18 protein-coding genes are annotated in these 19,833 nt (G+C 58.9%); 7 read left to right on the top strand and 11 right to left on the bottom strand.

Annotated features, from left to right (window positions below; genetic code table 11):
- The first annotated feature begins 75 nt into the window (after positions 1-75).
- Entirely contained in the window at positions 76-1,080 is a 1,005-nt protein-coding gene (locus LAO20_05550; protein ID MBZ5530876.1) for a trypsin-like peptidase domain-containing protein, read from the top strand.
- Between the two features lie 132 nt (positions 1,081-1,212).
- On the opposite strand, the gene LAO20_05545 is transcribed toward LAO20_05550, so the two are convergent.
- The 5 genes from LAO20_05545 to argS form a co-directional block, all read right to left on the bottom strand.
- Positions 1,213-1,986 carry a LytTR family DNA-binding domain-containing protein gene (locus LAO20_05545; GenBank protein ID MBZ5530875.1) on the bottom strand — a complete coding sequence of 258 codons (774 nt, stop codon included), beginning with the start codon at positions 1,984-1,986 and terminating at the stop codon, positions 1,213-1,215.
- A gap of 9 nt (positions 1,987-1,995) precedes the next feature.
- Positions 1,996-2,394, bottom strand: coding sequence for a VOC family protein (locus LAO20_05540; GenBank protein ID MBZ5530874.1), 399 nt, complete (start codon positions 2,392-2,394; stop codon positions 1,996-1,998).
- Between the two features lie 61 nt (positions 2,395-2,455).
- Positions 2,456-3,445, bottom strand: coding sequence for a polyprenyl synthetase family protein (locus LAO20_05535; protein ID MBZ5530873.1), 990 nt, complete (start codon positions 3,443-3,445; stop codon positions 2,456-2,458).
- 44 nt (positions 3,446-3,489) lie between these two features.
- Complete coding sequence (locus tag LAO20_05530) at positions 3,490-3,987, bottom strand: YajQ family cyclic di-GMP-binding protein (GenBank protein ID MBZ5530872.1); 498 nt, start codon at positions 3,985-3,987, stop codon at positions 3,490-3,492.
- Between the two features lie 162 nt (positions 3,988-4,149).
- Positions 4,150-6,156, bottom strand: a complete 2,007-nt coding sequence (argS, locus tag LAO20_05525; protein ID MBZ5530871.1) for an arginine--tRNA ligase — start codon at positions 6,154-6,156, stop codon at positions 4,150-4,152.
- A gap of 155 nt (positions 6,157-6,311) precedes the next feature.
- Here argS and larC point away from each other — a divergent pair, with 155 nt between their 5' ends.
- The 4 genes from larC to LAO20_05505 all read left to right on the top strand — a co-directional run bounded on the left by larC (position 6,312) and on the right by LAO20_05505 (position 11,520).
- Positions 6,312-7,883 (top strand): nickel pincer cofactor biosynthesis protein LarC, encoded by a 1,572-nt coding sequence (gene larC / locus LAO20_05520; protein MBZ5530870.1) that lies wholly within the window; start codon positions 6,312-6,314, stop codon positions 7,881-7,883.
- Positions 7,876-9,951, top strand: coding sequence for a methionine--tRNA ligase (gene metG, locus LAO20_05515; GenBank protein ID MBZ5530869.1), 2,076 nt, complete (start codon positions 7,876-7,878; stop codon positions 9,949-9,951). Before larC ends, metG begins: the two co-directional genes overlap by 8 nt.
- Before the next feature lie 111 nt (positions 9,952-10,062).
- Positions 10,063-10,710 (top strand): CPBP family intramembrane metalloprotease, encoded by a 648-nt coding sequence (locus LAO20_05510; GenBank protein MBZ5530868.1) that lies wholly within the window; start codon positions 10,063-10,065, stop codon positions 10,708-10,710.
- A gap of 12 nt (positions 10,711-10,722) precedes the next feature.
- Positions 10,723-11,520 (top strand): TatD family hydrolase, encoded by a 798-nt coding sequence (locus LAO20_05505; protein MBZ5530867.1) that lies wholly within the window; start codon positions 10,723-10,725, stop codon positions 11,518-11,520.
- 25 nt (positions 11,521-11,545) lie between these two features.
- Here LAO20_05505 and LAO20_05500 read toward each other — a convergent pair whose 3' ends face one another.
- From LAO20_05500 to LAO20_05475, 6 genes are all read right to left on the bottom strand, one after another.
- On the bottom strand, positions 11,546-13,036 hold the full coding sequence (locus LAO20_05500) for a hypothetical protein (GenBank protein ID MBZ5530866.1): 1,491 nt from the start codon (positions 13,034-13,036) through the stop codon (positions 11,546-11,548).
- A gap of 44 nt (positions 13,037-13,080) precedes the next feature.
- Entirely contained in the window at positions 13,081-13,701 is a 621-nt protein-coding gene (locus tag LAO20_05495; GenBank protein MBZ5530865.1) for a hypothetical protein, read from the bottom strand.
- 91 nt (positions 13,702-13,792) lie between these two features.
- On the bottom strand, positions 13,793-14,602 hold the full coding sequence (locus LAO20_05490; protein ID MBZ5530864.1) for a ceramidase: 810 nt from the start codon (positions 14,600-14,602) through the stop codon (positions 13,793-13,795).
- 61 nt (positions 14,603-14,663) lie between these two features.
- Positions 14,664-14,843 carry a hypothetical protein gene (locus LAO20_05485; protein ID MBZ5530863.1) on the bottom strand — a complete coding sequence of 60 codons (180 nt, stop codon included), beginning with the start codon at positions 14,841-14,843 and terminating at the stop codon, positions 14,664-14,666.
- Positions 14,844-14,980: 137 nt separating this feature from the next.
- Positions 14,981-17,101: a prolyl oligopeptidase family serine peptidase gene (locus LAO20_05480; GenBank protein MBZ5530862.1), complete on the bottom strand. Its 2,121-nt coding sequence runs from the start codon at positions 17,099-17,101 to the stop codon at positions 14,981-14,983.
- Positions 17,102-17,143: 42 nt separating this feature from the next.
- Positions 17,144-18,097, bottom strand: coding sequence for an MBL fold metallo-hydrolase (locus tag LAO20_05475; protein ID MBZ5530861.1), 954 nt, complete (start codon positions 18,095-18,097; stop codon positions 17,144-17,146).
- 289 nt (positions 18,098-18,386) lie between these two features.
- Between LAO20_05475 and LAO20_05470 the strand changes: the two genes are divergently transcribed.
- Both LAO20_05470 and LAO20_05465 read left to right on the top strand, forming a co-directional pair.
- A complete protein-coding gene (locus tag LAO20_05470) occupies positions 18,387-18,938 on the top strand; it encodes a sigma-70 family RNA polymerase sigma factor (GenBank protein ID MBZ5530860.1) in 552 nt (183 codons plus the stop codon).
- On the top strand, positions 18,935-19,723 hold the full coding sequence (locus LAO20_05465) for an anti-sigma factor (GenBank protein ID MBZ5530859.1): 789 nt from the start codon (positions 18,935-18,937) through the stop codon (positions 19,721-19,723). The genes LAO20_05470 and LAO20_05465 overlap by 4 nt, the downstream gene beginning before the upstream one ends.
- Positions 19,724-19,833 lie beyond the last annotated feature (110 nt).

Here is a 19,833-nt window from a genome sequence, read left to right as displayed (position 1 = left end):
ATTGTAAATGGCGGCGACGCGTGCGCGGAGACCGGCGCTGAATCCTTTGCCTCGACCGCACTATCCAATCAAAGTATGAGGAATTCTCCTTCGTTCATTTCTTTCTCTGAATCTGACGTGCGGTCGCGGGAATTGGCCAGCTTGCCTACAGAAGCCGAGGCCATGGACGCTTACTCCCGCGTGGTAACCAGCGTGGCGGAGTCGGCCAGCGCGGCGGTTGTGCGCATACAGACGGAAGCTGCTCGCGGACGCGGCGGGAGCGGGTCAGGGTTCCTCTTTACTCCTGACGGCTTCATTCTCACCAACAGCCACGTAGTCCACGGCGCGGAAAAACTCAAAGTGTGGACGCCCGAGCACGGCGAGTTCAGCGCACAGCTTATCGGCGAGGATCCTGACACGGACCTGGCGCTGCTTCGCGTGGACGCTCCGGTGCTCCCGGCAGTCAGGTTCGGCGACTCGCGGCAGATTCGCGTAGGACAGCTGGTGGTGGCCATCGGCAACCCGTACGGCTTCCAACACACCGTCACCGCGGGCGTGATGAGCGCACTGGGCCGCAGCCTGCGGTCGCAATCCGGACGCCTGATTGAAGACGTTATCCAGACCGATGCCGCGCTCAATCCCGGCAACTCCGGCGGGCCGCTGGTGAACGCGCGCGGCGAAGTCATCGGCGTGAACACAGCCACAATTCTTCCCGCGCAAGGACTGTGCTTTGCGATTTCCATCAACACAGCGAAGTTCATCGCCACCAAATTGATTCGCGACGGCGTGGTGCACCGCAGCTTTATCGGCGTGCAGGCACAGACCGCGCCGCTGAACAAGATCATTGCCCGGCATTACGACCTCAAGAACTCAACCGGAGCGCTGCTTCTGGCCATTGAGCCCGGAACGCCCGCCAGCAAGTCCGGCCTGCAAGAAGGCGACGTGATCGTCGCTCTGGAAGGCGAGCCTGTGGAAGGTATGGACGTACTGCATCGCCTGCTGGGCGAAGAGCGCATTGGCGTGGTGACCAGGCTGACGGTGTTGCGCGGCTCGAAGAGGCTGGAGTTTAGCGTGGTCCCGGAAGTGAGGCGCGTCGCTTGAGAGTGAGACGTAGCGGTGCTACGTCTCTACGCCGACTTCGTGGTCCATTTCGGCAGTTTCGCGGCCCGAGCGGCGATCGCTCGTCTCTGCGCTGGATATGTTGGCTGGTTGCGAAAATCGCGAACCATGGCGCTATAGTCCGAACAGCTCTCTCAGCCGTTTGGTCTGGGCGCGGCTCACCGGGACCTCACTCTGCTTCTTGTCGTCCATGCGCAGCTGGTAGGAACTTTTGAACCACGGCACCACTTCCTTGATGCGGTTGATGTTCACCACGTAGGAGCGGTGCGCCCGCCAGAACATGTCAGGATCAAGGCCGTCCAGCAGTTCTTCCAGCGTGCGGCAGTTCGATTGGCCCTCCATGCTGGTGGAGACCACGCTGATAATGCCGTCTTCAATGGAAGCGAAGCACACGTCCTTCTGGTCCACCAGAAACATGCGGCCCGCGGCGCGCACCAGGACCTTGGAGTTCTGCGGCTTCTGCGCCTCCAGCATCTTGACCAGCGCTTCCAGCTTGTCATTGCCGGCGGCGGACGACGATTGCAGCTTCTTCCGCGCTTTCTCCACCGCCTGCGTCACGCGCTTTTTGTCGAAAGGTTTCAGCAGATAATCAACCGCGTTAACTTCAAAGGCCTTCACCGCGTACTGGTCAAACGCCGTGGCAAAAATAAATTGCGGCAGGGGAATCTTGCGGTCAATCAGCTTTTTGATCACGCCAAAGCCGTCCAGGCCGGGCATGGTCACGTCGAGAAAGACCAGGTCGGGAGAATGTTCTTTGATGAGATTCACGGCTTCCAGGCCGTTGCGCCCCTGGGCGACGATGTTGACGTCGTCCACCGACTTGAGCAGGTAGCTCAGCTCGTCGCGCGCGAGCTGTTCGTCGTCAACAATGAGTGTGGATAACGGCATGATTGTTTTCTATACACCAGCGGCGGCTTTCTCGCCGTAGTTGGAAACTTCAACGAGATTCAGGTCCGGGTCGCGAAAATAAACAGACGTCATAGGTCCCAGCGCGCCGATCTTTTCCACCGGCCCGATTACGATCTGGATCTTCAGACGCGCTAACCGGTTCATCACCTCGGCGATGGGGGTCTTGGTTATGAGACAAAAATCCGCCGAGCCAGGCACCGCGCGGTTGGCTTTGGGCTCAAACTCTTTGCCTTGCTGGTGCAGATTGATCTTGTTCTGGCCAAAGCCCAGGCCTTTGCGGCCTCCGGCAAAGGTGACCACTTCCATGTCCAGCGCGCGCTGGTAGAACTCGCAGGTGGCGTCAATGTCTCTCACCGTCAGCACGAAATGGTCAATGCGATCGATCATCGTTACTTGGTCCTGATGATTAACTGCTGCGCTCGGCGTTTTAGCTGCTTCGCTCGGCTTCTCAACTGCTGCGCTCGACCACGAACTCCGGAATCGTGAGCAATGCTCGCTTGATCTCTGAATCCGGATACGTGCAGATGGCGTTGCGCGCCGCCTTGGCGTGCTTGGCGGCTTCGTCGTACGCGTACTGGATGGAGCCATAGCGCTTCAGTATTTCCAGAACCTGTTCATGCTGCACGCTGATAAACGCCCGCTCTTGCAGCACGGTCTCCACCAGCTTGCGCTCCAGCGGAGTGCACCGCTCCAGCGCGTGGATCACCGCCATGGTGACCTTGCCTTCACGCAAATCGCTGGCGACCGGCTTTCCCAGCACGGCTTCCGAGGCCGTGAGGTCCAAAACATCGTCCACGATCTGGAAGGCCAGACCCAGGTGCCGTCCGTATTCTCCCAGGCGGGTTTCCTGTTCTTCACTTGCCTTGCCCAGCAGCGCGCCCATGCGCATAGACACGGCGAACAGGCACGCGGTCTTGCGGAAGATCAAGTCAAAGTGTTCGTCCAGCGTGATGCACTTGCCCAGCTTCTCCATCTGGAGCAGTTCGCCCTCGACCATCTGCTGGGTCAGTTCGATGAGCACGTCCAGGATGCGGAAGTTGCGTTCCTGCACGGCGATTTTGAAGGCCTGCATGTACAGCCAGTCGCCCGCCAGAACGCACTTGGAATTTCCCCACTGAGTGTTGGCCGCCGGGCGTCCGCGGCGCGTCTTGGCCTCATCAATAATGTCGTCATGCACTAGCGTGGCGGTGTGGATGATCTCCACCACCGCGCCCAGGCGGACGGCCGAACGCTCGTCATGCGGGAACAGCTTGGCCGCCAGCAGCAGCAGCGCGGGACGAATCCGCTTTCCGCCGCCGGCGCGCAGGTGCTCGCCAATGTCGGTGATGGCGCGCACGCCGGAGACGGTGTCCCGCCCGAACTCGCGCTCAATCGCCGCCAGATCGTCGCGCAGCAGCTCGAAAACTTCTTTGGCGTTGCCTGAGGCCGGTAAACTCAAAACTTCCCCTTAATGAAACCAATGTGATCCGTCGCGACAATCTATCAGTTGGTGCGATAGTTGGTGAACTGCATGTCAATGCCGAAGTCGTGGCCCTTGAGCAGCGCGATGATCTCCTGCAGAGAGTCGCGGTCTTTGCCGCTCACCCGCACCAGGTCCCCCTGGATCGAAGCTTGCACTTTCTTCTTGGAGTCCTTGATCAGCTTGACGATCTCCTTGGCTTTCTCGATCGGGATGCCCTGCTGCATGGTGATCTTCTGCCGCGCACGCGATCCCGCCGCCGGCTCCACCACGCCGTAGGTGAGCGCCTTGATGGCCACGCCGCGCTTGACCAGTTTGCTTTGCAGGATATCATTCACGGCTTTCAGCTTGTATTCGTCCGACGAGCTCATGATGATGGCGTCCTTGCCTTCCACGGCGATCTCCGACTTGGAGTCCTTGAGATCAAACCGCGTATGGACTTCCTTGAGCGCGTTCTGGATCGCGTTGGCGACTTCCTGCATATCAACCTTGCTGACGATGTCAAAAGTGTTTTCTGGCATGCGCTAATAGCTTACTAAGAGTTGCGATTGAGTGCACGTTTTTCAAGGGAGCAATTAGCAAATGGCAATTGGCAAATAGCCAGACATTAGCGTCTTTTCGCGCGATTCGCGGCTAATGTTCTTATCTTGCGCCCATCTGCGAAATCTGCGGCAGAGTTCTGCTCACATCACTCTGGGCGCGGCGATCCCCATCATGTCCAAGCACTGAATTAACGACCGCCTGACAACCGCGGCCGTCGCCAGCAGGAAGCGCTTGCGGGCGTCGTCAGTCTCGGTGAGGATGTGGTGCTTGTGGTAGAAGTTGTTGAACTGTTGCGCCAACTGGAACGCGTACTTTGCCGCGTAAGCAGGCTCGGTCGTTGCGATGCACTGCTGGACGACGTGGGAGAGCTGTCCGGCCTTGAGCCAGAGTTCCCAGAGTTCGTCGTCTTCGTTCAAAAACCGCAGAGCAGTTTCGCCGGCAAGAATTTCATCCGCGCTCAGTCCGGCTTTGCGGAAAATATTCCCCGCCCGGACGATGGCGTACTGCGCGTAAGGGCCGGTCTCGCCCTCAAAGCTCAGGGCCTCGTTTAAATCAAAGGCAATCACCGTTCCCTTGGTGAATTTGAGCATGAAATAACGGAGCGCGCCGATGGCGATCTGGGTGGCAGTCTCGCGGCGCTCGGATTCAGGCGTCTCCGGATGCCGCGTGTCCACTTCTTTTTGCGCGGCGGCGATCAGCGAGTCCAGCAGATCGTCGGCTTTTACGCCGAACCCCTTGCGACCCGAGACCTCAATAAACGAGCGCTTCTGGTCTTCTTCTGAGACTTCATAGCCCAGGTCCATGGCGCAACGCGGCGTGAGCGCAACCATCTCGTAAGAAAAATGGTGATAATTCTCCGCCTGCTCGGTGTAGCCGAGACCGCGGATGGCCTCAATCACGTTGTTCTGCGGATCAGCCTGGCGGGAATCAATCACGTTGTAGATGGCGTGGACGCCGCCAAAATGCGGGTGGTCGCTCTCACCGGATTCGGCGGAGATCCACACCTCATGCCCGTCAGGATAGCGATAGAACTTGCGATAGCCGAAGTCCTTTCCCAGCAGGCCAAACTTCCACAGGTGGTAGGCAATGTCCTTGCCGACGTAAGTCACGGTGTTGTTGGAGCGGACGATGACCTTGGCGTCTTCGTCAGGGCCTTCCGGCGCTTCTGCAACGGCGTCACTCTGCGCTTCAGACGCCGCGGCCGCTTTGCCTCCGGCCCGCTTCATCACCCAGCAGCCTTGGTTCTTGCCTTCGGTTTCAAAGTAGAGCACGCCTTTCTGTTTCATCTGCTCGAAGGCCAGGTCCCAGAAATGCAGGTGCAGGATTTCGCTCTCCTGCGGCAGAAAGTCATATTGGATGCCCAACCGCTGCATGGTTTCCAGGTGCCGCCGGATGATGGCCGCGGAGAGCAGCGCGCCCATCGCTGCCGCTTCACTGCCTCCGCGTTCGATGTCATGCAGTGTCTGCAGGCGAAGCTTAAGATTGTCTTTGCTCGCTTCATACCACTGCGAGACTTTGGCGTAGAGGTCCCAGCAGTAGTAGTCGAAAGGCTTGCCCGCGTTGCCCTGCGCGATCAGAGTCTGCACGTCACTCTGGGATTTCTTTTCCAGATGGAGGAAGCCCACCACCACGTCCGCCACCTGGACGCCGGTGTTGTCAATGTAGTTTTGAATGTCCACGTGCGCGCCGGAAGCCCGCAACAGGCGGACAAACGTGTCGCCCAAGATGGCGTTGCGCAAATGCCCGATGTGCGCCGCCTTGTTGGGATTGATGCTGGTATGCTCCACCAGGATCTTTTCCGCCTTCGCGGACGCGGCTTCGCCTGCCGAAGCTTCGCGTCGCAAACCTTGCAGCAGAACACGCGCCGCGGCTTCACGATCCAGGCGGGCATTGATATAGCCCGCTCCTGCGACTTCAAACTTCTCAAATCCCGGCACCGTGCCCAGCCCGGCGACAATCTCTTCGGCAATCTTGCGCGGCGGCTTGCGCAGCCGTTTGGCCAGCTCAAAGCTGAGCGGCAACGCGTACTCGCCCAGACCCACATTGGGCGGCTGGTCCACCACCAGGCGCGGCAGGTCAAGCGAATACTGCCGCTTGAGGAAGTCGCGGACGTGCCGGGTAAGCTGCTGCTCAAGTTCCAGGTACAAAGTGTTGGCCTTTAAATGGTGTTGTGGCGATGCGACCCTTGGAGCGTGTTAGACCTGTAAGTTGCTGATAGAAAGCAGATTATAACAAAGCGCCCGGCCGGGGAGAGTTTGACGGGTTAAACCGCTGACCCTATGATGAATGTTCAGGCACTTTCATGCGAATCGCATACTTAGAATGCTTCTCCGGGATCAGTGGCGACATGTTTCTTGGCGCCCTGGTGGACGCCGGAGTTCCGCCTGAACTTCTTGTCCGCACGGTGGAGGCCCTGGGCGTGGACGCCCGGCTGGAGATTTCCCGCGTGGACCGCAGCGGCATCAGCGCGACCAAGGTTGACGTGATCGCCGCGGGAGAGAAAGAACTGCCGCGCGAGGAATTCTGGGCGAAGAAAGCGTTCAGCACTCAGCATTCCGCTCTCAGCAATCAGCAGTCAACAGTCAGCAATCAGCAGTCAGCGCTCGGCTCTGAAACCTTGTCGTCCGCGAAGCAAGAGCACGATCACTCGCACGGCAAAGAGCTTTCTCATGGCGAGCAACACGCGCACTCGCATGAGCACGCACATGATCACGAACAAGCTCACCCGCATGATCATGAACATCCGCATGACCATGAACTTCCGCACGATCAATCCCGTGAGCATGGGTTTCCGGACGAGCATGAGCATCACGGTCCGGTCCCTGATCACGCGCATGATCACCCGCATGACCATGCTCACTCCCATGGCCAGCATGCACATCGTGGCCTGAAGGAAATTCGCTCCATCATCAATAAGGCTGACATCAGCCAGGGCGCGAAGGACCGCGCCATCAAGATCTTTGAAGCTCTGGGCGCGGCAGAGGCGAAAGTCCACAATTCGGACATCGAGAAGATTCATTTTCATGAAGTCGGCGCCATTGACGCGATCGTAGACATTGTCTGCGCTTCCGTCGGGGCCGAAGCGCTGGGCGTGGACGAGTTTGTGTGCTCGCCGCTCAACGTAGGCGGCGGGACCGTGGTCTGCGCGCACGGAACGTTTCCCATCCCTGCACCGGCGACGCTTGAGTTGCTGAAGAATGCTCCGGTGTACTCAGGCGAAATCCAGAAAGAACTGGTCACGCCGACGGGCGCGGCAATCGTCAGCGTGCTGGCTTCGCGCTTCGCGACCTTTCCCCGCATGAAGCCGCAGAAAACCGGATACGGCGCGGGATCGCGCAACTTCCTCGGCCATCCCAACGTGGTACGGCTGACGTTAGGCGAGACCACGATCGTCGAAACGGCGGCAGAATCCGTTGCTGCAAATGCGATGGAGCAGATCAGCGTCCTGGAAGCCAACGTGGATGACATGACCCCGCAGGTCTTCGGCTACGTGACGGAATGTATCCTGGCGGCGGGAGCACTGGACGTGTTCAGCACCGCGGTGCAGATGAAGAAGAACCGTCCGGGGATGCTGCTAACCGTGCTGTGCCGCCCGGAAGACAGCCCCAAGCTGAGCAAACTGATTTTCGCGGAGACCACCACGCTGGGCGTGCGCATGCGGCAGGAATCACGCGCCACGCTGGCCCGGCGTCACGTCAACGTCCGCACGCAATGGGGTGAAGTGCGAATGAAACTGGCCAGCTTGAACGGCAGCGTCAGCAATTACGCGCCGGAATACGAAGACTGCCGGCGCATCGCCGAACAACAGCACGTCCCGCTAAGGACGGTTATGCAAGAAGCGATTAAGATTTATCTGGACCAAAAGAATGGATAAGGCCCGTAAGTTCTACATCACCACACCCATTTACTACGTCAATGCGCGCCCGCACATTGGGCATGCGTACACCACGCTGGTGTGTGATGCCGTGGCCCGCCGCAAACGGCTTCTGGGCTATGACACTTTTTTCCTTACCGGCACGGACGAGCACGGGCAGAAGATTGAGCGCTCCGCCACGGCCGCCGGCACCACACCGCAAGCGTTCACCGACGAAGTCTCCGCGGCGTTCCGCAAACTCTTTGACCGGATGAACATCACCTACAGTGATTTCATTCGCACCACTGAGCCTCGGCACAAGCAGGGCGCGCAGGAATTGTGGAAGCGTCTGGAGAAAAACGGCTTCATCTACAAGGGCACGTACACCGGCCAGTACTGCGTCTCAGACGAAGCTTATGTGGACGGCGCCAAGCCGGGCGATCCTTGTCCGGACTGCGGACGAATCACCGAGACGGTGAGCGAAGAGAACTATTACTTCAAGCTTTCGGCCTTCGCCGACAAGCTGCTCAAGCATTTTCAGGACCATCCGGATTTCATCCGTCCGGAGACGCGGCGCAATGAGGTGATCGCGTTTGTGAAGAGCGGGCTGCGCGATCTCTCCATCAGCCGCAGCACGTTCAAGTGGGGCATCGCGGTGCCGGGCGAACCCAAGCATATCGTCTACGTGTGGCTGGACGCACTGAGCAATTACATCACGGCCATTGGATTCGGCTCGCCGGAGAAGGCGGAGCAAGAAAAATTCGCGAACTACTGGCCGGCCGACGTGCAGATGATCGGAAAAGAAATTATCCGCTTTCATTGCGTGTACTGGCCGGCGTTCCTCATGGCCGCTGGCCTGCCGCTACCCCAGACCATCATCGCGCACGGCTGGCTGCTGTTTGAAAAGAGCAAGATGTCCAAGACCCGCGGGAATATTGTCCGCGCGGAGACGGTGATTGATGTGCTGGGCAATGACGCGCTGCGTTATTTCCTGCTGCGGGAAGTTGTGTTCGGCCAGGATGGGTCGTTCAGTTTTGACGCGCTGATACAGCGCTACAACTCTGACCTGGCCAACGATCTGGGCAATCTTTCCAGCCGCACGCTGACCATGATCAACCGTTATTTCGGCGGCGCGGTGCCGTATCCTTCGTCGCTGGCGGCAAAGAAGGATTCTGACGCTGTCATTCGCAACCAGGCGGAGACGGCGATCATTGACTTCAACGTGTTCTTTGAAGATTTCCAGTTCTCGCGGGCGCTGGAAGCGGCGTGGGCGCTGGTGGGGTCGGTGAACAAATACCTGGTGGAAGAAGAGCCGTGGGCGTTGGCTGAAAAAGAGGGCGAGGAGAACAAGGCCCGGCTGGCGACCGTTCTTTACACCGCTGCTGAAGCGCTGCGCATTGTGACCGCCTTGGCGCATCCCGTCCTGCCGGAATCCACAGACAAGATATGGCGGCAGTTGGGGCTGGGCGACATAACCAAGTTCGACCTGGCGGAGATCAAGTGGGGCCAGCTTCCGCTGGCCTGCAAGCTGGGCAAGATTGAGCCGGTGTTTCCGCGTGCTGATAAATCCGCAGTCGAAAGGATGCAACAAATGGAACAAGAGCGCTCCAAACCAGCGCCCGCAGTTCAAACACCCGCAGTTCAAACGGAAGCCCAGCCGGCCAGTGCGACGGCAGCGCTGTCACCTGCGCCGGCTGCCGGCGGCACAACGCCAGCCGCCGCGACTGCTACGCCGAAGCCGGCCGCTGCCCTGCCCGACGGGAAAATCAGCATTGACGACTTCCTGAAAGTTGAAATGCGCGTAGGCCTGGTCAAGCACGCGGAAAAGGTAAAAGGCGCCGACAAGCTGCTGCGCCTGGAAGTGGACATAGGTACCGAAGTTCGCCAGGTGGTGGCGGGAATTGCCTTGGCCTACGATCCGGAGAAGTTGATCGGACGCAAAGTGGTGATCGTCGCCAACCTGGCGCCGCGCAAGCTGCGCGGACTGGAATCGAACGGAATGATCGTGGCGGCGTCCGCCGGTGAAGAAGGCCTGCCGGTGCTGGCCAGCTTTTTGGAAGATGTGCCGGTAGGGGCGAAGCTGAAATAGGCTTGCTTACTGCGACGAATGACACTTACAGACCAAGAGCAGTCATCCGAAACTTCACCTCCTGCTGATCCACCACATCAGGTAACCCGTCGGCACAGGATCGCGGATCTTGTGCTGGTGTTGTTCATCGGCTTCAGCGGGCCTATTTCATCTGCTTTGTTTCTCTTCTTCGTTCCAGTCAAGACAGATCCTTCCTACATAAACTGGCGCTTCACCAACAGCCTGCTTCACGAAATTGGCGCGCTGGCGCTCTTATTTCTTTTGCTGCGAAGGCAGGGAAGAAAATTAAAAGATATTGGCCTGGCTTTTCACTGGCTGGACGCATTCAAAGGGCTGGCCCTTTTCGTTGTGTCTTGGGTGGCGTACTACGCGTGCTCTGCGATCTTTCAGCTTGGCTACTATTTCTGGAACCAGGAGTACTTTCAGTATCGAAACACTGACGCCGTATTTTTGGGTGTTTCCATGGTCCTCATGACCGGGTACAGCGTGGCCGCGCCATTCTTTGAGGAAATCCTGGTACGTGGCTACTTGATGACAGAGTTGATCGACCTTTCCTGGCCAGTGTGGTTGGCCGCACTGGCTAGCGTTGCGTTTCAAACCAGCTATCACCTTTATTATGGTCTGGCAGGCGCGCTCATCGTGGGGACGGGATTCGCCATCTCGGCTATCTACTTCGCGGTGTGGCGGAGGTTATGGCCTGTGATTCTTAGTCACTTAATTTGGGATGTACTTGCGACTTATCGTCATTTTCATCATTGATTCGGAGAGCCTTTGTACATTGATTCCCACGCCCATGTAGAGGGCAGCAAATTCGATCAAGATCGCGATGCGATGCTGGCGCGCGCGCGTGAGGCTGGACTTGAGCGGATTCTGGCCATCGGCAGCGGAACGGGGCCAGGGACGTATGACTGCGGCTTGAAAGTTGCCGAGCAGCATGACTGGATCTTCGCCAGCACCGGGCTGCATCCACATGAAGCCCACGTGGCTACCGACGCTGACTACGAAGAGATGACGGCGTTGGCAAAACATCCCAAGATCATTGCCTGGGGCGAGATTGGCCTGGACTATTTTTACGACCACTCGCCGCGCGAGGTGCAGAAGGAAGTCTTTCGCCGCCAGATGGAGCTCGCCCGCGCGGCCAAGCTGCCCATCATTATTCACTGCCGTCCCAGCAACAACAGCGAGAACGCCTGGGACGACACGCTGGACATGCTGCGCGAGGATTGGGCGCCCAGCGGGCTGCCGGGAATCCTGCATTGTTTCACCGGCGAATGGAAGCACGCGCAAGCAGCGCTGGATATAGGGTTCTACATCTCCTTCGCAGGCAACGTCAGCTTTCCCAAAGCGGAGAATATTCGCGAAGCCGCAAAACAAGTTCCGCTCGGCCGCATGTTAATCGAAACCGACTCGCCCTACCTGGCGCCGGCGCCGCATCGCGGCAAGCGGAATGAGCCGGCGTTTGTCGTGAACACCGCGGAAGCCATAGCGCAGTTGCGGGGCACGACAAAGGAAGAGATCGGCGAGAGAACGGCGGAGAATTTCTACACGTTGTTCCCAAGGACGAGATAGTCTTCAGCACCACCCTTTGCCGTTGCTACTTTTCTCCACACGCTTTGATGTCGGGCTGTCGCATGACAACTTCCTTATGGAATAGATCCATCTTCTTGTCACCGGCCTGTTTTCCCAGGATTTTCAGGTCAGCCCCTGCCTGCCCGGTCACGGTGATTCTTTCCAGCTTGCAGGGCACCAGGCTCAACGAACCTGCCGAGGTCATGGTGAAAACCGTGACCACCTGAACGTAGGCTGACGCTTCATTCTTGAAATAGTCTTTGGCTTTCTGGGCCAGAGTGTTTTTGGCGAGCGATGCCGCAACCCGGTCGGCAAAGCCCGAGGGGATGTCCTTCTCCAAAACCTCGAAGCCGCTCTCGGTCCCCAGGTTGAGCGATAGTTTAGGCACCGAAACACCGATCAGGATGGCGTGCGGAGCCAGCGACACGGTGGTTGTGTCCTTCATCTTGCCATCGGCCTCCGCGGTGCCCGCCGAGGACGGAGCGCCGTTGGTCACCGAGATTCCCTGCGCGCCCCCGAACTTCACTGTAAATGAGCCTTTGGCCAGTTCCTTCTTGGCTCCAAATCCCGGCTTCACGATGAAGTTCTCTTCCACCTTGAGTACAAATGGAATTCCGGCAATAGGCAGCGGCGTGACGAGCGCAGCGGGCAGCTTGAACGACGCGTCCTCGAGTCCCGCGGCGTCGCCCTCGCCACGGATGGCGGACCAGTCAATATTGAACTCGCCGCTGAAGTTGGAGTTGGAGAATGAGAAGTCCGAAGTCCCGCCATTCTCAATCGTCATGCTGGCGGCGCTCATGAACTCGCTGATGTGCCCTTTGCCGTCGAGTACCACTTCCAGGCTGTTGGACTCTTTTGAAACCTTGAAGCGCACGTTCAATTGCTTTCCTTCGGGCGTGGAGGCAAAGCTGTAGTGCCAGCCTTTCTCTTCCCCCGAGCCGCTATCAGCATGCACAATGCCCCACTCTTGCATGCCGCTCAAGCGTTCGTCGCTACCTCCAGGCAGAGCGGCCGACATGTTTCCGAATTGAATGGGAGCCTTCCAGGAAATCTTCCCGTGCTGGATCAGGTCGCCAAGGCCGGCGCGCTCAGCCACTATCACGCGATGGCCTTCCATCTCAGAAGACGAAAGCACGTTCATCACCGCCAGGTTTTCCAGGAACATGACTTTGCCGGGCGCAAGTTGCCGGGCCTTGTCGTCAGCCAGGTCAAACACAAAAACATGGCCATCGCGACTGAGACTGACCAGGCTCTTCTGCCACTGAGCTTCACCGATCTGCACCGTGTTGGGCGTGTAGGTTACGTCGAAGACCGTGCCGGGCAGATCGCGCAAGTCGCGAAACGGACGCGTGATGACGCCGCCCTGCTTGGTTCTGGCCACTCTGCCGCCGGAAACGCTACCGGATTGTTGTTTTTGCGAATCTTTCCTGCATCCAGAGACCAGGAACAGAGTGAGCGAACAGGCAATTACACACGCGCGCCACGAACCGCGCAGATCAGATTGGAATGAATACACGAAGACTCCTCAGGTGAGCTTGCGTTGGTTTGAGATTACGTTCGTTAACGGCTGCTTCCGCCCAGATTGCGGCAGATGGTTTCAAAATCGTCCTGGCTTCCGTATTCCAGCGTGACGTCGGCTTTTTCTCTTGGCCTGTACACTCCCACGCCCACGCCGTGCGGGCTTCCGTCTGGATTGAACCCGGCGGCCAGGGTTCCCTTGTCATTCATGAGCAACTGCTGCCCGTTCCATGCGCCTTCCAGGCTGAAATCCAGCTTCTGTCCATTCTTGGGAGAGTAGAGATGAATCACCGTTCTCTTGCCGTCCGCGGTCAGCCATGCGCTGTACACGGTGCCGCTCAAGCGGTACTTGTGCCCCGGCAGCTTTGGGCTGCAAAGCATGGCCGAGCCGTTCAGGTTTGACGCCTGCACCGCACTGCGCTGCCGCCCCGGGTCGCGATAGTAGATGTCCAGATACAGGCCAAAATCGGCGGCGGTAGAAGAGTGCAGCTTGCCGTAGCCATGCCAGCGCATCGCCGGCGTCAGCCGCCCGCCCATGTGTAATGCCCATGGAGAGAAAACGAATATGCATAGGATGCCTACCACAACCGTCACCACGATTGTGCCCAGGCATCCCACCTTTGCCTTGGACTGTGCCGGGGATTGTCCCTGCGCGTCTGCCATGTGTGACCTCCCGATGAATAAAGGGCAGCGTGCAGTTTTGGCCCTTGGAACCCGGCTGGTGGCCGGTCAAAACCTGGTCAAGCTTTGTGATTTAAGCAGTTTCTCCGCGTTCCTGCGTAACCTGGCAACTTTCTTCTTTCTTGATGCCTGCCAGAAGAACAACGAGCGGCAGGAAGCCAAGTCCGGCGCTGAGATGCTTGAGCGTGTGTCCGCTGACCACGCCCCCAGCCGCGAAGATGGGCTTATCGAAGAGTTCAAACATTTTAGCAGCGAAATTGGCAACAGCGGCAATCACAAACTCACGCGTGCCCGGACGCGGAGAAGGAAACATGATCAGCACGGCGACCACAGTGATCATGACCATGCCCTGATAGAGGACGTACCAGCGAACGTCTCCCTGGCCGCGGGCCTCGCTCCATCCCCATTGCACTACGCTGATGATTCCTGCCACCGCGGTGAAGGGCAGAATGCGGAGTCCAATCGAGCCGAAGCGGTCGGTGATCAAGGCGCTTATCAAGCCGGCCATGGCGATGGTCATGGGAAGGCGGTCCCACACCAGGCGGGCGTTGTCGGGGGCAAGATGGTAGTAAGCCGAGCCAAAGCCGGTGAGCAGGAACCCGGCAAACATGGTCCCGTAAGCCCACTTCTGGTTGCCCGCGAGCGACGAAGCGTGGCGCAGCGAGAAGTAAAATCCCAACACGCCAATAGCAATGAAGGCCAGATTGGAAAGCACGTCACCGGCGTTGGAGACGCCAAGGAGGGCCCGCGCATCGGCGAAGTGGTGATACGACTGCGGCATGGGCATGGGCTTGAGCGCGGCCACAATGGCCAGAGCTGAAGCGGAGATTCCGGCGAAGATCCACCACCGGGTGGCCGGTTTTAGAGCGCGGATGCTGCCCATGCGGCAATCCTACGGCCATGGCTGCAGGAAAAGAAAGCTGGCAGCAATGGCCGCACAAAAACTAGCGCTGACCGGGAACAGAATAGCGCTGGCCCGAAGAGGCTGAAGCTCTCTGCTTGGCTTGCGGTGGCAGGACCCAGGGCAGCACATAAGCGGCGGCGGAAACCGCAAACAAGAACACGACTACCACCAGGCTGGTCCAAGGCAACTTGAGCTCATGGTCATTTTGATCAAATGTCATTGGACTTACTCCTATTTTTCATGCTCAGCGGCCCAGTCGGAACCAGAGGCTTGAGCGAGGGGTTAGTCCACAAATGGGGGTACCGGAGTGTCCAACTGTGGGTGACATACATTAGCACGCTTCAAGCCCATTTCTCATTACTTTTCTTTCATCCCGAGCTGCCAGGCCAGGAAGGAGAGCTTGAGGGCGAGTTCGTCCACGATTTGGCTAAAGGGCCGGCCGCCGGAGTGTCCGGCTTTGTTGTCATACATGAGCAGGACCGGCAGTCCAGAAGAGGTTGCGGCTTGCATGCGCGCCGCCATTTTGCGGGCCTGCTCGGGTGGCACGCGGGTGTCCGCGTCGCCGCTGGTAAAGAGCACCGCCGGGTACTTGGTTTTGGGCTGCACGTGCTGGTAGGGCGAATACGCGTAGAGGAACTTGAACTGTTCAGGATCGGCGGCATTGCCGTACTCCAGCAACGCCGGCGGATTGTTGTTTCTGGTCCATTTGTAGTAGCGGACCATGTCCAGATCAGGATGGTCGCAAATGACGGCGCGAAACAATTCCGGCCGCTGGGTCATCACCGCGCCCATCAACAGTCCGCCGTTGCTCCCGCCCCAGATCGCCAGTTTGTCGGGCTCCGTGTACTTGTTCTTGATGAGCCATTCGGCCGCGGCGATGAAATCGTCAAAGACGTTTTGCTTTTTGTCGAGCATGCCGGCTTTGTGCCAGGCTTCACCGAACTCAGAGCCGCCACGAAGATTGGCGACGGCATAAACGCCGCCTTGCTCCACCCACGCCGCCGCGGTGGTGTTGAAGTCGGGCGTCAGGCTGACATTGAATCCGCCATAGCCGTAAAGAATGGTGGGCGTGTGGCCGTCAGGCTTGTAGCCCTTGCGATGGACCAGAAACATGGGAACGCGCGTGCCATCTTTGGAAGTGAACCAGACCTGTTCCATCTCATACTGGCTGGAGTCAAACGGGACAGGATTGCGGAACCACAGCTCGCGTTTGCCGGTGGACGCCGAGTAGCGATAGACCGAAGCCGGCGTGGTGTACGAAGAAAAGCTAAGGAGGCCTTCATCGCGGTCAAACCGGCCGAATACGCCGGCCGAACCCAGCGAGGGCAAGGAAACTTCGCCCATCGGCTTGCCGTCCAGCGAGAAGATGGCGATGTGGGACGTGACATTGTGGAGATAATTCACAAACAGTTTTCCACCAAGGACGGAGAAGTTCTGAATGGAATCCGCGCCCGCAGGAACAACCTCCTGCCATTTCTCCGGCTTGGGATCATGAAGGTCAATCTTGAGAATCCGGCCGCGGGGCGATTTCCAGTCGGTTTGGACCATCAGAAAGTCGCCGGCGAATGCCGCGGAGAAATGGGCGTCAATCCCGGTAATCAGCGGCTGAAAAGCCCCGTCGCCGGCGAGATTGCGGACAAAGAATTCGTTCTTGGCCCATCCCGCTTGCACGTCCACCAGCAAATACTTGCCGTCTTCTGAAACAAAAGATTGCACCCAGATGTCAGGTCCGTAGCCTTTTCCAAAGATCTCAGGGTCCTTGGCGGGATCGGTACCAAGGGCGTGGTAGTAAATGCGCTTGCCCACGTCGCGACGTGCCAGCGTGTAAAAGAAACCGCTGTGGTCCTTCTTCCACGACCCGCCGTAATACAGCGCGCGGGGCAGGACGTCCGGCAGATCATGGTGCTTGCTCAGGTCCATGATGCGGAGTTCAACTTCATCCTCGCCACCGCGGCGGACTGCATAGAGCATGAGGCCGGCGTCAGGAGACACACTGCGAATCCCAACGCTGACGGTGTGGTCAGCACTCATGGGATGCGGATCGAGGAGCAGTTCGTCCGCGCCGGCGGCGCCTTTGCGACGGTAGATGCTGGAAAGGTCCTGATCAGCGCTTTTTTTGGCAAAGAAGTAGTATCCGCTTTCGTAGAACGGCGCCCCGACGGTATCGTGATGCAGCATTTCCGTAAGCCGCTTGGCAATCCGCGGCCGCATGGGCAGGCCGTCCAGGAGAGAGTGCATGTAGGCGTTCTGTGCGGCTTCCCACTTGCGCGTCTCATCGCCGTCCTGGTCTTCCAGCCAGCGATACGGGTCCACAAGCTCCAGGCCGTGAATCACGTCCAGCACGTTGTCCTGGCGGGTGGGAGACGGCGACGGCAGCGGCGTTTGCGCGCGGACCAGTTGGTGCTGAAGCAAGAACGCGAGAGCAATGGCGAACAGGCTGCGGTTGAAACTGTGCGACAACGGAAACCGGATGACCATGGGGGCTGCCTTTCCTTGATCGTTGAGCGTGCCTCTTGGTTCCTACTTTGCGGGGCCGCCGTCCGCGACCGGGACAGGGACTTTCTTTTCGCCTTTCAACTCCGCCGCAGTCTGCGGAATGTTGCGAACGGAAAAGCCGTTAAAGAATCCCCAGTCGCCGTACTTTTCTTTGAGCTGGGGCAGAACCGCGTCCTGCAAATCCTGGCCGGACTTCCCTGCCGCCTGCGCTTTGGCCACGGCTTCTCGAAGCGCGACCAGGTAATCGTGGAAGTCGCGCACGTCGGCTGCGGTGGCCACGTCACCATGTCCGGAGACAAACGTTGCTGTGGGATGATCGGCCAGCAGCATTTCCAGGGTTTTCACCCAAGCGTCAGTGGTGGCGTCAATCAGATTGGGGAGATGCTTTTGCCAGATGAGGTCACCGCCGAAGACCACGTTGGCGTCTGGGACGAGGACCACGGAGTCGCCGCCGGTGTGGCCCAGCATGTAGCGAACTTCGACCTTGCGAGGACCCAGGTAGATGTCCACGGCGTCAGTGTACGTCTCGTCCGGCAAAACCAGGGCTTCCACGCGGGCCTTGTCTTCCGGTTTGGGAGTTGCGCCGAAAAACTTGAGGTTCTCCGTGCGCAGCCAGCCGCGCAGGTTACGCTGCGCCAGTATCGTGGCGCCTTCTTTGGTGAAGACGGCGTTTCCGCCGGTGTGGTCCAGGTGGTAATGCGTGTTCACCACGAAACGAATGGGCAGATCGGTGACTTTGCGAATCTCGGCGAGCAGATCGCGGGCTGGAGACACGTCCACGAAGGTATCCACAACCACCACGCCGTTGGGGCCGACGATGAATCCGGCGTTGCTGCCGGCTTTGCTGCGGTCGGGGGAAACGGCTGCATACACGCCGTCAGCCAGTTTTTTCACGGTGAAATCGGGGGTTTGCGCGGCAGAAGCCAGCCAGGAAAGCAAAAGAAAAATCGGAAGGAGCAAGGCGATTCGGGTTCGCATGCCGAGATGGTACCACGATGGATCGAAGCCCAACCGTCCTTCGCAAATTGAGAGGCACAGGCAAGAGTGGTTCCACCCCGTCACGCGAAGCGCGTGCTGGGAACCCCGGTGCCTGTGCCACACGAGTTCGCGAGACGATTTGTCTCTCCGTGATCTTGTTGGTAATGTTGTATGTGGTCGCTACGCGACAAACCGCCGGCGAATCTGGTGCGCTCGGCGATTGGTCTGTGTGCAATTTGCTTCAATCCGTTCCCAAGTGATCCCCGTACTTCTAAGGAAAAGTGAGTCCATGCGCGCGAGTGGCACGCAAGCGTCCAACACAAAAGACGAAGGGGCCTTGATCACGCGCATACGCGCCGGGGACGAAAGCGCCATGTCCGAGTTGTATGACGGCTATTCCGGTATCGTGTACGGCGTGGCCGTGCGTGTGCTCGGCGACACCTCGGCTGCCGAAGACGTGCTCCAGGAAGTGTTCTTGCAGCTGTGGCGCAATCCCCAGGCATTTGACGCTGATCGCGGACGGCTGGCGCCGTGGCTGGCGGTGATCGCCCGCAACCGGGCCATTGATCTGCTGCGCAAGCGGCCGTTTGAAGACAACATTAGCGAGCTGCCCATCGCCACCAAGGTGAACCTGGAAGACGAGTCGGCGCGGCGGCTGGCGGTGGAGAAAGTCCGCGGCGTGCTGGCCGGGCTTCCGCAGGAACAACGCAAAAGCCTGGAGATGGCCTTCTTTGAAGGCATGACGCATTCGGAAATTGCCGGCAAAACCGGAGACCCGCTGGGCACGGTGAAGACCCGCATACGCACCGGGTTGCTGGCGCTGAGAAAAGCATTCGCATGAAGGACCACGCACAATTCGCTGATGCTCTGGCGCTCTACGCCATGGACGCGCTCGACGACCGGCAGGAGCTGGCCGAACTGGAGGCGCACTTGGGCACATGCGGCGAATGCCGTCGCGAGCTGGAAGCTTTTCGGGCGGACGCGGCGCTGCTGGCACTGTCGGCGACGGGGCCGCAGCCTCCGCAACGCGCCCGTCTGCGATTGATTCAGGCGGTGGCGGCGGAGCCGCGCCGAGGGGAACGACAGAGAACCCAGGTGGTGGGCCGCTTGCGGTTCCGCTGGTTCACCCTGGTGCCGATTACGGCAGCCATCATCTTGGCGATCGCCAGTTTCAGCTTGCTGCGCGAAGTGCAAGGGCTGAAGGACAGGAATGCGAGTCTTACCAGCAAAGTGGAGGACCTCAGCAAGCAAAACGAACATGCAAGAGCAGTGCTGGAGCTTCTGCAAAATCCTAAAGCCGAGCATATGACGCTGGTGGCCGCCAAGACTCCGCCGGCGTCACAGATGAAAACCATGTATGACCGGGAAAAAGGCCGCGTACTGCTTTTTGCCAGCAACGTCGCGCCGCTGCCTGACGACAAAGTCTATGAGCTGTGGCTGATTCCCATGAACGGCGCGGCGCCCATGCCTGCCGGCACTTTTTCTCCCGATCGCTTTGGCGGCGGCATGATTATGCACCAGTTCGATACGCAAGGGATCCAGGCGAAGATGTTCGCGGTGACGATAGAGCCTCGCGGGGGCAGCCAGACGCCGACCATGCCGATAGTGATGGCGCCGCCAAGCTAGGCCGAGTCCTTCGCTCCGGACGATTTGGCCATGCAGGTTTCGCGAAACCTGCCACTTAATCGAATAGTTGATTCCTCGTTTCGGCTCACGTCCGCGGTAACGATGCGTCC

This window comes from Terriglobia bacterium, assembly GCA_020072815.1.
Taxonomy (GTDB): Bacteria; Acidobacteriota; Terriglobia; order Terriglobales; family Acidobacteriaceae; genus Angelobacter.
The sequence above is the reverse complement of the archived record's forward strand: the minus strand, read 5'-3'. Positions and strand labels throughout refer to the sequence as shown.